Here is a 13315-nt window from a genome sequence, read left to right as displayed (position 1 = left end):
ACAGCCAACGAACTTCCGTCACAGGTATTAGATTCGCTCCGTTTGACTACCGGCCGGAGAGCCCACCGGACTGTCCTCAAGCCGGACGATCAGCTCCGCTGCTCTTCAGGCTCCAAGTTCCATCTTGCTCGGCGGTAAACCGCCTCGCACCGAAGAAGGCTGGACGGCCCCGGCTTCCTGGCCTTCTTCGAACAGCAATTACGGACTCGCTCTACGAGCGAGACTCAATACTGGGTTTGACGGCATAGCCGCCAACCACCGAGCCGGCCGGAGAGCCCACAGGGCTCTCCTCAAGCCTGAAGATCAGCTCTGCTGCTCTTCAGGCTTGCCCGGCTCGGCCCAGAGCGTGTGGAAAACGCCGGGCTTGTCGACGCGGCCGTAGGTGTGGGCGCCGAAGAGGTCGCGCTGGGACTGGGTCAGGGCGGTGGGCAGGCGCTTGGAGCGCAGACCGTCGTAGTAGGCCAGGGAGCTGGAGAACACCGGGGTCGGAATGCCCGCCTCGATAGCGCGAACAATCACGCGACGCCATGCATCCTGGGATTCGCCGATGATCTTCTCGAAGTACGGATCGAACAGCAGAGAGGCCGGCGGGTTATCGCCCTTGAACGCCTCAGTGATGCGGTCGAGCAGGAACTGGGCGCGGATGATGCAGCCACCACGCCAGATGCGGGCCACTTCGGACAGGTTGATATCCCAGCCGTACTCCTTGGCACCATCCTGAATCTCGTTGAGGCCCTGCGCGTAGGCCACCACCTTGGAGGCGAACAGCGCCTTGCGCACGTCCTCGACGAACGCCGCACGGTCCTCGCCAGCCAGATCGATGGTCTTGTTCGGACCGGCCAGGCCCTCGCGCTGGGCGGCCTCACGCAGCTCGCCGTGGCTCGACAGCGCGCGGGCGAACACCGCTTCGCCGATCGCAGCCACCGGAGAGCCGAACTCCAGACCGGTCTGCACTGTCCAGGTGCCGGTGCCCTTCATGCCGGCGTGATCCACGACCACGTCCACGAACGGCTTGCCGGTCTCGGCATCCTTGTGGTGCAGGATCTCGGCGGTGATCTCGATGAGGTAGGAGTCCAGATCGCCCTTGTTCCACTCCTCGAACACGTCGCCGATCTCCTCGGCATCCATGCCCAAGCCGCGGCGCAGAATGTCGTAGGCCTCGCCGATGACCTGCATGTCGGCGTACTCGATGCCGTTGTGCACCATCTTGACGAAGTGGCCGGCGCCATCGGTACCGATGTGGGTCACGCACGGCTCACCGTTGACCTTGGCGGCGATGGATTCGAGGATCGGGCCCAGGGTCTTCCAGGATTCCGCGGTGCCGCCGGGCATCAGGGACGGGCCGTTGAGCGCGCCCTCCTCACCGCCGGATACGCCGCAGCCCACGAAGTGGAAGCCCTTGGCGCGCACTTCCTTCTCACGCTTGATGGTGTCCTTGAAGAAAGAGTTGCCGCCGTCCACGATGATGTCGCCCGGCTCGAACACTTCCTCGAGCTGCTCGATCACGGCGTCGGTCGGAGCACCGGCCTTGACCATGATGATGGCGGTGCGCGGACGCTTCAGCGAGGCCGCGAACTCCTCCAGCGTCTTGGCCGGCACGAAGTTGCCTTCGGTGCCGTGCTCGTCCATCAGCTTTTCGGTACGGGAGTAGTGGCGATTGAACAGCGCCACGGTGTTGCCGTGATGTGCCAGGTTACGAGCCAGGTTAGAGCCCATCGCAGCCAGTCCGATGACACCGATATTTGCAGTAGCTTCGGCCATATGCCTTGCCTTTCTTGACCGTGGAACGCCAGCGGGCGCCCCGATGATCGGCGGCTGAATATGTCCGCGATGCATCAGTGCGCATCACGGATACGTCCGCCCGCCGACGCCTCCGATACAGAGGCCCGGATTTCGTTCAAACACTGCCAGTTTATCGTTCAGTCCGACACGTTGCACGGCCCGTCTTACGCTCCCCGCATATTGGCGACAATCGAGGGTCTTCATACGCTCCAGCCTCCAGCGATACCCAGATATCCAGATACGCGACCCGCTACATGCGGCCGGCCTTGGACGGGTCGATGTGCATGGTCTGGAATCGTTCGGCCATGTAGTCGTTGCCGTAATGCTCGCTGAACCATACCGCGGCGGGCGAATCCGGCACATTCCCGGACATGCGCCCGTACCAGCAGTCCAGAGCCATCAGCGTGAACACGATATCCACCACCATCAGCACCGCACACACTGCGGTCAGCGAATACCGCACTTTCCAAGGGATGCGATTGATGAGCGCCAGCATGCGCGGCAGCAGCCAGCGCACCCAGACGACACCGATCAGCCCCCAGAAGAACATATACTTGCCGGAGGTGCGGCCGTCGATGGACAGCCATTGTCCGGTGTAATCCCAGGCCGTGATACCGAACGCCACTTCCATGAACCAGCTGGTGGCGTATTCGAACGCACCGCCGATCACCGCCGACGCGCAGAAGATCAGGAACGGATTCGCCTTCCACAAGCGGTTCAGGCACACGGTCACCAGCACCGCACCGCAGCCGTAAATCGGCGAGAACGGGCCCCACAAGAGCCCCGCGCGATCCTGCAGCTCCCCGTGGTACAGCGCCAGATGGTAGATGGTCTCGATGGCGAGGCCGCCAATCGAGGCGATGGTGAACAGCCAGAAGATGTTGAAGAAGTCCAACGCAATATAGCCCTTGCCGGACTGGTCGCGACCGAGCATGCCTGCGGCGACCGCGGATTCATAGTCATCGCGCTCATCCATGCGCCTCAGCGCGCGCTGCAACCGACGCTCCTCGCGCAGCCCCGGATCGGCGGTCACGGAGATTACGATAAGGATCACCATCTGGATGGCCGGCAACACCACATTCCACCCCAAGCCCTGAAGCGCGAGGGACAGCATGCCATCCGCCAAGGTGAGCGGCATCAGCACATACGCCCAGCGGGCGGCGTACCGGCGGCGGTTGAGTACGAGCAGTACGCCGAAAATCATCAATGCTATGGCGTTGCCGATCAGTACCACCGCGTGAAGCGCGGACAGCACGAACGTCAGGCTCATCGCGTCCACCTGCACATGGCCCGTCATAATCTCATGCACGGAGTACCACGTGGCGAATACCACAATCGGCAGGGTGGCCAGCCCGTCGAGCAGCACCAGCACGCCATAGACGCGAGCCAGAATCGGCAGTCGTTTGGCGTCAAGATCCAGTTCGGCACCGTCCAGTTCGGCGGCTACCAGGTCGGCTTCGAGAGCCGATTCCCTAGCCTCTTTGGATGCGGAAGATTCCCTACGATGGGACTGTTCAGGCGTGCGATCAGACATGATGATTCCCTCCTATGCCGTCGCTCGAATGGTTTCCATTGTGACATGGCGGGTCCTCAACGTCGGCGATCAGCGCTGAGATTCAACCCCGGCAGCAATAGTCCCTGCCCTGCGCATTCAGGAAACGTCCAACAACCTTCCAGACGTCCTTTCCGCACATTCCAGAGGCCCCACCGGGCCACCGCAGTTCCCTTTATGCCCGAGGCAGTGTACTGGAGTCAATAGCAAACAGGGTACGCATCCGCGAGCGCACAGGCATAAGGCCCGCAAGGACAGGCCCGCGCATCCGCGAGCGCACCGGCGGAAAGGAACCGACATGACCATCACATCATCGTCTGGCAAGCGACAGCCAAAACCGAGGGGAATCGCTCGACGCACCGCGCAGTCCCCTCTCGGCAAGGCGGCGGCCACGGCAGCCGCCATCTCCTTGGTCACCGGCTTCGGCTACGGCATGGCAGGCGCAGCCATCGCCCGCAGCCTCGGCTGGGGCAACGGCTCGACACAGAACAGCACCACCCTGCAAGGCCAGCCCGGCGGCATGGGCGGTGCGGATACCATGAGCTACGACTACAGCGGCAGCTACTCGGGCGCACTGACCGCGGACGGCAAGGAGGTCACCTCCGACGCTGAGACCATCGAGGCCACCGAATCAGACCAAAACACCACATTGGCGCAGAACGGCGGCACACTGACCCTGACCAACGCCACACTGAACAAATCCGGCGACTCGGACAACGCCGACAACAACAACTTCTACGGCACCAATTCCGTGGCGCTGACGGTGGGCGAGGATTCGAAGACCGTCATCTCCGACTCCTCCATCAACGCCTCCAGCTCCGGGTCGAACGCCGTGTTCGCCACCGATTCGGGGACCGCGCTGGTCAATAACGTGACCATTACCACCACAGCCGACAATTCGCGTGCCCTTGACGCCACCTATGGCGGCACGATCCTGGCGAGCGCGGTCACCGCCACCACGTCAGGCGACCATAGCGCCACCGTCGCCACCGACCGCGGCGGCGGTTCGATCTCCGCCACCGATTCCGACCTGAGCACGGCCGGTTCGGGTTCACCGCTGCTGTATTCCACCGGCGATGTGCAGGTCTCGGGCGTCACAGGTACGTCCAGCGGCTCGCAGATCGCAGGCATGGAGGGGCTGAATACGATTCTGATTAAGGATTCCCAGCTGACCAGCACCGTCACCGGCAAGACCGCCAGCGACCCGGTGGCCAACGGCGTGATCATCTATCAGTCCACATCCGGCGACGCCGAAGCCTCCACCGGCGAGCACGCCACATTCCAGGCCGCCGATTCCACGCTGAAATCCGCCATCGAATCCGGCTCGATGTTCTACTTCACGAACACCACCGCCGACGTGGTGCTGTCGAATACCACGCTTGACTTCGATTCCTCCAAGGCGGCGCTGATCACCGCAGCCGGCAACGACTCCAACAACTGGGGTTCTGCAGGCTCCAACGGCGCCACTGTGGTGTTCACCGGTCACAATCAGACGCTGAACGGCACGGTAAGCGCGGACACGATTTCCTCGGTGACGCTGAATCTGCTGGACGGCTCAACATGGACCGGCGCGGCGAGCATTGTGACGAACGACGCCGCCAATGAGGATTCCACCACCGATTCGCCGATCACGGTGAACGTCGACGGCACATCGACCTGGGTGGTGAGCGAGGACACGACGGTCTCCGCACTGAATGTGGCCGACGGCGGTTCGGTCGTCGATTCGGATGGCAACACCGCGACCATCGTGGCGAACGGCAAGACCGTGGTCACAGGCACCGGTTCGGTGACCGTGACCGTCACCGGCGATTACGGCACAGCCCTACCCGATTCGGCAACCGGCAACGACACCGAGCTGAGCGCCGATCTCATCGACCGCTCCGATTTCGACAGCGCGTTCGGCACCTCGACCACGTGGAGCATGTAGCGGCGAATGCTGCCCCGGCATCAACCGTTCCAGCGCCCTTCGCACACGCCCATCCCCGGTTCGCCTCGCCGCCTTACCCGTCACGAATCGTCCACAATCACCCCCAAACAACTAACTTCAACCATTCATCGATAAGGAATCATCATGACCAGCAACAACACCAACCCGAACACTGGAGCCAATCGCACAGACCAGAATGCACAGGCCACAGCAGCCACCGAACCGATCAACGTCAACCGGACCGCGGACACCCACCAGTACCAGAATCTCTACAACAGCCAGACGCCCGGCGTCAACCCGCAGCAAGGCCCTGCGCAGCCGTTTGGCGCCACCCAGCAGCCATACGGCACCGACGGCAATGCATCTTGGGGGACTCAATCCCAGCAAACCTGGAATCAATCCGGCACCACTGCTCCGCATGGGTTCGGCCAAGGCTCGGCATTGAAGTCCTTCAGCGGCAAGACCATAGCCATTATCGCGGGCATCAGCCTGGGCTGCGGACTGATCGGCGGCCTCGGCGGCGGATTGGCCTACGGCGCGATTTCCGGAGGACATTCCCAAGGCGTAAGCCAGCAGATGCAGATGCCTAGCGGCAATGGACAAGGAGGCAAGTTCCAAGGCATGCCCGGCAACGGACAAAGCGGCCAGAACGGCATGCCCGGACAGTCCAATGGATCCGACTCCGGTTCCGCCGATTCCTCCAGCTCATTCGACTCCGCAGAGGGCACCGGCAGCATCCAAAGCTGACAATGACTACCACTTCACGGTGTAGGGCGAATCCCCACAAATCCCCACGGTGCAGGGACAACCCCGGATTCCTAATCTACCCAACACCGTCCAGTACCGCCCAATACCGCCCAGTATCGTCCAGTACCGCCCGATACCGTCCGACACCAGTACCACCCAACACCGTCCGACACCAGTACCGTCCGACACCAACACTGTCCGACACCGCCCAGCGCAAGAAATCCGGGAGATAAACCCACTCACCCCAAATTTGTTGCGCTCAGTGACACTCAGCGCAACAAATTCCCGAAACAAACCCACCCGGCGGGAAATACTTGCACTCAGCGACACCCAGCGCAACAAATTCCCGAAACAAACCCACCCGTCCCGGATTATTGGCGCTGAATCGGCGTCAGCGCAAGAAATCCGGGACGGCACATCACATACCGCCCCAAGCCGCACCCCCAACAACAACCCAACACCCTAATAATCAGACACATCGAGCAGCGACGCACGATTATTACACCGCAATCCAGCGCAATTCCGCCAAATCCCCCATACCCACCTTCCCAAATCTCCCGACACGGTATTACGCTACCCAATGCGTAGCGCTACGGAAAACGTAGCGAATACCAATAGACACAGCTCCGGGGGTAGCATGGGCAATATTCTCAAAGTCCTCAAGCGCGACTTCATGCGCCTGTTCAAGGTACCCACCGCTTGGGTGATCCTGTTCGGCATGGTGTTCATCCCACCGTTGTATTCGTGGTACAACATCGTGGGCTTCTGGAACCCTTACGGCAACACCAAAGGCATCGTGGTGGCGGTGGCCAACAACGACGCCGGCACCGACAACGCGCTGATCGGCAAGCAGAACCTCGGCGACCAGATCGTCGACCAGATGAAAAACAACGACCAGCTCGGATGGACGTTCCTCAGCGAAGCCGAGGCGATGGACCAGGTGCAGTCCGGCAAGGCGTATGCCGCCATCGTGATCCCGAAGAACTTCTCCGACGCCCTGGCCGGCGTGGTCACCGGCGGCGACACCAAGCCCATCCTCGAGTACTACGTCAACGAGAAGGCCAGCGCCATCGCCCCCAAAGTCACCGACGTGGGCGCCTCCACCATCGACCGCACCGTCAACTCCACCTTCGTCTCCACGGTGTCCAAAGTCCTGACCGACACCATCAACAAAGCCGGCGACAAAGCCCTCGCGACAGGCGACAAGACGAAGGCCAACACCGTCGCATCCCTGAACGAGGCATCCGGCGACGTGCAGAACACGCGCGACACCATCGCCAAGCTGCAGGACAAGCTCGACCAGACCCCCACCAAGACCCGCACCGCGCGCCAAGCGCTGGAGGACGCGCGCACCCTCGGCATCGACGCCGCCGAAGGCCTTGCCGGCACCTCCAAGCTCATCGGCAGCACACAGAACAGCGTCAACAGCTTCGTCACCTCCACCTCGGGCGCGCTCGACCAAGGCTCGAGCCTGCTGAGCCAAGCCGTCTCCCAAACGAATCAGAACATCGGCACGGTGACCGGCTCCATCAGCGCCGCCAACCAGCAGGTGGGCGGGATGCTGAACACCGCAGAAGACATCAACGACGCCAACGCGGCCATCCTGGAAACGCTGAAAAGCCTGCCGAACGCGAATCAGGAACCGTTGAAATCAGCCATCGAGCGACTGGAACAGCGCAACGGCCAGCTCGCCGGCACGCTGGGCAATCTCAAGAGCCTCAACACCACCATCAGCAGCGCGTCGCAGCATACGGCCGGACTCTCCAACAATCTCAACACGGCCACGCAGACCACGCTGAACGCCACGAACGACGCCCGCAAAACCCTGGTGTCCGGCGCACTCCCCCAGCTCAACAGCGGACTGAGCACCATCAGCGCCACCGCAGCCACGCTCTCCAACGACATCACCAACCAGGGCACGCTGATCGACCAGTCCAAAGAGGCCCTCGACCAGCTGGACAAGGCCGCCGCCTCCACGAAAACCGCGCTCGACGACACCGATAAAGCGCTCGCCAATGTGCAGACCAAGCTGGATACGCTTGCCACCGACATCAAGGCGATGAGCATCTCCACGTCGCTCGGCTCCCTGCTCGACAGCGACGGGTCGCTGGACTCCTCGAAAATCGCCGATTTCATGATGTCCCCGACGGTGATCAAGGAGCAGACCATCTATCCGGTGTCGTCGTACGGCTCCGGTATGGCCCCGCTGTTCACCAACCTCGCCTTGTGGGTGGGTGCGTTCGTTTTGGTGGTGATTCCCAAGGTGGAGACCGATGACGAAGGCATCCCTGGACTTACCCCGACGCAGGGCTATATGGGCCGGTTCCTCCTGTTGGCCACGCTCGCCGCATGCCAAGGTCTGGTCACCGGCATCGGCGATCTGGTGCTCGGCATGCAGTGCGAGAACATCCCTGTATTCCTGCTCACCTGCCTTATTACCTCGTTGGTATACATGTCGGTGGTGTTCGCCCTGTCCACCACGTTCATGCATGTGGGCAAGGGCGTCTGCGTGGCGCTGGTGATCTTGCAGGTGCCAGGCGCCTCCGGTCTGTATCCGATCGAGATGATGCCCCGGTTCTTCCGCATCATCTATCCGCTGCTGCCGTTCACCTATTCGATCGACGCGATGCGCGAGACCATTGGCGGCTTCTACGACGGCCTATGGTTCGGCTATATCGGCAAACTGCTGATGTTCGCCGTCCTGGCCTTCCTACTCGGCTTGGTCGCACGCCCGAGGCTGGCGAATCTGAACCGTCTGTTCGCGCGCGAAATCGAGGAAAGCGACATGATCATCGGCGAACCCGTGCATATCGCCACCAACGAATACCGCGTCACCCAGGCGATTGCCGCGCTGGCGAATCGCACCGAATACAAGCATGCGATTGAGCGGCGCGCAGCCAAGTTCACCCAGCAGTATCCGAAGCTACTGTCCGGCGCGCTGATCGCCGGATTCGTTGTGCCGGCGGCGCTGATCATCATCTTCTCCCTGACCACCGGCGAGAAGATCGTGGTGATGGCCACCTGGCTCGCCTGGGTGCTCATCATCATCGGCTTCCTGATGGTCGTGGAATACATGCGCGACTCGATCCGCCGGCAGACCGAGCTCGGCAATCTCTCTGACGAGTCGATTCGCTCGATGCTCTACGGACGGCATGCCGCATCCTCTCCGGAAAGCAACGGCGACGCGCCCACAGTCAGGATTCCGGCTATTCACGCGCCCGCTGCGGGCGCGCACGAGGACGCACAGCACAACACGCAGCACAAGGAAGGAAGGCACGCACGATGAGCACGATGTGGAAGCTCTTCACCGGAGACGTCAAACGACTGACCAGCAACGTGGTCTCCATCATCATCGTGATCGGCCTGACCATGATCCCCGGCCTGTTCACGTGGTTCAACGTGGCGGCCTGCTGGGACCCGTTCTCGAACATGTCGAACCTGAAGTTCGCGGTGGCGAACACGGACTCAGGCTATAAGTCGGATTTGATTCCGATGAAGGTCGTCGTCGGCGACCAGGTGGTCAACGCCCTGCGCGCCAATTCGCAGCTCGACTGGACGATCACCTCCAAGGACGACGCCATCGACGGCGCGAAATCCGGCAAGTACTATGCCGCCATCGTGATTCCGGAGTCATTCAGCGAAGACATGATGACGTTCTTCTCCGATGACGTGCAGCACGCCAAGCTGACCTACTACCGCAACGAGAAGAAGAACGCGTTGGCCCCGAACCTGCTCAACGAGGGCACCGACGAGGTGGCATCGCAAATCAACACCACATTCGCTCAGACCATCACCGCCGCCGGATTGGAGATCGCCTCGTCGCTGGCGGATCAGCTCTCCACACCGGAAGCCAAGCAGCAACTGACCGCATTCAATGCGAATGTCGCCGATTTCGCGTCGCAGCTCGACAGCACCGCAGACATGCTGGGCACCTACAGCACGCTCACCGATTCGGCACAGACCCTGCTGGACACCTCGAACAGCCTGATCAAGCAGGCCTCGGGTTCGGCGTCCACGGCCAGCAAGAACCTGAAAACCGCCAAACAGGGCGTCACCGATGTAGCCGGGGCGCTGAACACCACCACCGACGCGATGGGCAACGCGCTGGACGCGAGCGCCAGCAGCTTCGGCGCGGTGTCCGACTCCATCGACGCCCTCTATCAGGACGCGAACAACGGTTCGACCACAGTGGCCGATGAGCTTGACGCGCAGGCCACCGCGGTCGCCGACCAGATCACCCAGTACACGTCGATCCGCAATACGCTCGCCGGCATCCTCGGCGAGGATGCGGCCGTGGTCAAGTCGCTGGATCGTTCGATTGCGCGACAGACCAAGCTCAAGGATGCGTTGAACGCGGCGGCCACCGACGTGCGCAACAGCAACGCCGACGTCCAGAACCGTCACCAGCAGGTCAAGGATCTCGCCGATCAGGCGAAAAGCAGCATCGCCGGCGTGAAGTCGGACTTCGCCACGAACGTGAAGCCGCAGATCGAATCCCTGTCCTCGTCCGCGTCCGAAGCCTCGGGCATCCTCCAGTCCGGTGCGGCACAGCTGAAGACCTCACTGAGCGACGTAGAAGGCACTTCCAGCGACGCGAAGACCATGCTCACCAACGCGCGCACCACGTTGGACAGGGTGTCCGGCAAGCTGCGCGCCGCCGGCGATGAATTGAGCTCATTCAACGGCAAACTGGCGGACGCACTGAACAGCGGCGATATGGGCATGGTCAAGGAGGTCCTGGGCAATGACCCCGAGGCGCTGGCGAGCACCCTTGCGGCTCCGGTGCAGCTGAAGCGCACGGCCGTGTTCCCGGTGGAGAACTTCGGTTCCTCGATGGCGCCGTTCTATACGCTGATCCCGCTGTGGGTTGGCGCGCTGCTCATGGTGGTGACGTTGAAGACCACCGTCTCGCGCAAAACTCGTGAGGCGCTGGGCAATCCGCGCCCGCATCAGCTGTTCCTCGGTCATTATGGCGTGTTCGCGCTCATTGCGCTCATGCAGTCCACGGTGTCGCTGACCGGCGATCTGCTGTTCCTGCACGTGCAGGCGGTGCATCCGCTGCTGTTCATGCTCTCCGGCTGGCTGAGCTCGTTAGTGTTCTCGTTCTTCACCTACACGGCGGTGGTGAGCTTCGGCAACGTGGGCAAGGCGATTGGCGTGCTCATGCTGATCGTGCAGATCTCCGGCGCGAACGCCGCCTACCCGGTGCAGGTGCTGCCCGATTTCATCTCCAAGGTCAGCCCGTTCCTGCCGCTGACCCATTCGGTGACGATGATGCGCGCCGCCATCGCCGGCATCTACGATCTCGACTATTGGAGGGCGGCCGGCATGCTGCTGGCGTTCGTGCCACCGCTGCTGTTGCTCGGCCTGCTGCTGCGCAAGCCGCTGGTGCGGTTCAACCAGTGGTATGTGGCCAAGGTGGAGAGCACGAAGGTGCTGAGCTGACGCCGAGATTCTCGGCTACCCTTGGCTCCACTCGTTGAGGGGAGCTGTCAGCGGCTCTGGCTAAGGGAAGTCATCAGCCAGAGCCGAGTGGACGTACAGAAATTGACGTCATCATCCGCATCGTCACGACATCATGAAGACACCATGAAGAAAGAAGAAGTCATGAAAACCATATCCGGCACAGCCATAACGGCGAAGCCGGTCTCCAAGTCACCGGTCATACCGATGGCCGCGCCATCAGTTGCGCCTCGCGCCGAACGTCGCCGCGAAGCCACCGACCGCAAGCTCATGCACGCCACGTTGCAGATCGCGGTGGAGCGCGGCATCAGCGGCGTGACCATCGAGGAGGTGGCCCGGCGCTCAGGTGTGGCCAAGACCACCATCTACCGTCGGTACCACAATTCCAACGAACTGCTGCGCAGCATCAGCGCGATGTATCTGGTCAGCGGCGAGGCTGGCCCGGTGCCCAGCCCCACGCGCGAGCACTTCACTCAACTGTTGCAGCGGTTGGTGGATTGGGTGCGCGACAACAACATCGACGTCAAGCATGTGGGCATCGTGCTCTCGAGCGAGGCGGAATTCTTCCATCACATCGTCGATCAGGTGATCACGCCGTGGCTCAAGCAAGTGCGGACGTTCATCGGCCAAGGTGTGGCACAGGGCATCTTCCGCCCCGGCATCGACGAGAGGCTACTGCTGTCCACCATCATCGGCTCGCTGGTGGCGTATGAGGCCATCATGGGCACCGGCAGCGCAGACGGTGCAGGCGCCTATGCGGGCGCGGACGACGTCGCAAACGCAGACGGTGCGGAAGCCGGCGCAGACGCAGGTACTGATGCAGGCGCAGGTGCAGACGGTGCGGAAGCCGGCGCAGACGCAGACGGTGCGGAAGCCGGCGCAGACGCGGATACGGATATTGTCGCGACGGACGGCGGTATGGCCCACGGCGCGGTTAGCGGTATGGCCAGCGGCGCTGATAGCAATGTTACAACCGGTACTGATAGCGCTACGAGCGACCACAGCTGGATGGGTATGACCACAGCGAGCGGATTATCAGACGCCACCGGAACCTCATGGGCCGACCGTATGGCCGACTTGCTCTGGCCCGCCCTGCTCAAGTGACCTCCCGATCGCACCGGACGCCGCCCGATCGCACTCAATCTTCTGTCCAATAGTGGAATCGCCACGCCACGACAACTTCAGCGGGCCAATACCACTACTCACCCGAGGATTTGCCCCGCTAAGAGCTTCCCAGTGGGGCATTCCCACCAGTCACCCGAGGATTCGCCCCACTGAACACGCACCAGTGGAGCATAACCACCACCAAACCGATGCATTGCCCCGCTGAGCACCCCTGAGCCGGCATTCCCACCAGCCACCCGAGGAAACGCCCCACTGAACACGCCTCAGTGAGGCACAACCACCACCAAACCGATGCATTGCCCCGCTAAGCGCCCTGAGCGGGGCATTCCCACCAGCCACCCGAGGAAACGCCCCACTGAACACGCCTCAGTGAGGCACAACCACCACCAAACCGAGGATTCGCCCCGCTAAGCGCCCTGAGCGGGGCATGCCCACCAGCCACCCGAGGAAACACCCCGCTAAGCGCGCCTCAGTGAGGCACAACCACCACCAAACCGAGGAATCGCCCCACTGAACACGCACCAGTGGAGCACAATCACCACCAACCCGAGGATTTGCCCCACTGAGCACGCCTGAGCGGGGCATTCCCACCAGCCACCCGAGGAAACGCCCCACTAAGCGCGCCTCAGTGAGGCACAACCACCACCAAACCGATGCATTGCCCCACTGAGCACGCCTGAGCGGGGCATTCCCACCAGTCACCCGAGGAAACGCCCCGC

General features: G+C 62.2%; 6 protein-coding genes and 1 pseudogene. 5 read left to right on the top strand and 2 right to left on the bottom strand.

What is annotated here, in order from left to right; translation table 11 throughout:
• Positions 1-303: 303 nt before the first annotated feature.
• Positions 304-1761, bottom strand: a complete 1458-nt coding sequence (gndA, locus tag BW14_RS06385; RefSeq protein WP_044089313.1) for an NADP-dependent phosphogluconate dehydrogenase — start codon at positions 1759-1761, stop codon at positions 304-306.
• A 271-nt stretch (positions 1762-2032) separates the two neighbouring features.
• On the bottom strand, positions 2033-3316 hold the full coding sequence (locus BW14_RS06380; RefSeq protein WP_044089311.1) for a putative ABC transporter permease: 1284 nt from the start codon (positions 3314-3316) through the stop codon (positions 2033-2035).
• A gap of 316 nt (positions 3317-3632) precedes the next feature.
• Here BW14_RS06380 and BW14_RS06375 point away from each other — a divergent pair, with 316 nt between their 5' ends.
• The 5 genes and pseudogenes from BW14_RS06375 to BW14_RS06355 all read left to right on the top strand — a co-directional run.
• The gene (locus BW14_RS06375; RefSeq protein WP_223848057.1) at positions 3633-5261 is read left to right on the top strand and encodes an adhesin; all 1629 of its coding nucleotides are present in this window, start codon (positions 3633-3635) and stop codon (positions 5259-5261) included.
• Positions 5262-5405: 144 nt separating this feature from the next.
• Positions 5406-6008: a hypothetical protein gene (locus BW14_RS06370; RefSeq protein ID WP_140464883.1), complete on the top strand. Its 603-nt coding sequence runs from the start codon at positions 5406-5408 to the stop codon at positions 6006-6008.
• 637 nt (positions 6009-6645) lie between these two features.
• Complete coding sequence (locus tag BW14_RS06365; RefSeq protein WP_081886454.1) at positions 6646-9294, top strand: YhgE/Pip domain-containing protein; 2649 nt, start codon at positions 6646-6648, stop codon at positions 9292-9294.
• A complete protein-coding gene (locus BW14_RS06360) occupies positions 9291-11453 on the top strand; it encodes a YhgE/Pip domain-containing protein (protein ID WP_044089310.1) in 2163 nt (720 codons plus the stop codon). The genes BW14_RS06365 and BW14_RS06360 overlap by 4 nt, the downstream gene beginning before the upstream one ends.
• A 288-nt stretch (positions 11454-11741) precedes the next feature.
• Positions 11742-12212, top strand: a pseudogene (locus tag BW14_RS06355) (TetR/AcrR family transcriptional regulator); the annotation flags it as partial.
• Positions 12213-13315 lie beyond the last annotated feature (1103 nt).

The organism is Bifidobacterium sp. UTBIF-68 (genome assembly GCF_006408855.1).
In the GTDB taxonomy this organism is placed as follows: Bacteria; Actinomycetota; Actinomycetes; order Actinomycetales; family Bifidobacteriaceae; genus Bifidobacterium; species Bifidobacterium reuteri.
This window is presented reverse-complemented; position numbering and strand designations above follow the sequence as displayed.

Bases quoted from the DNA above. Each gene is read 5' to 3' on its own strand.
- gndA (WP_044089313.1), bottom strand. From the start codon at position 1,761: ATGGCCGAAGCTACTGCAAATATCGGTGTCATCGGACTGGCTGCGATG.
- BW14_RS06380 (WP_044089311.1), bottom strand. From the start codon at position 3,316: ATGTCTGATCGCACGCCTGAACAGTCCCATCGTAGGGAATCTTCCGCA.
- BW14_RS06375 (WP_223848057.1), top strand. From the start codon at position 3,633: ATGACCATCACATCATCGTCTGGCAAGCGACAGCCAAAACCGAGGGGA.
- BW14_RS06370 (WP_140464883.1), top strand. From the start codon at position 5,406: ATGACCAGCAACAACACCAACCCGAACACTGGAGCCAATCGCACAGAC.
- BW14_RS06365 (WP_081886454.1), top strand. From the start codon at position 6,646: ATGGGCAATATTCTCAAAGTCCTCAAGCGCGACTTCATGCGCCTGTTC.
- BW14_RS06360 (WP_044089310.1), top strand. From the start codon at position 9,291: ATGAGCACGATGTGGAAGCTCTTCACCGGAGACGTCAAACGACTGACC.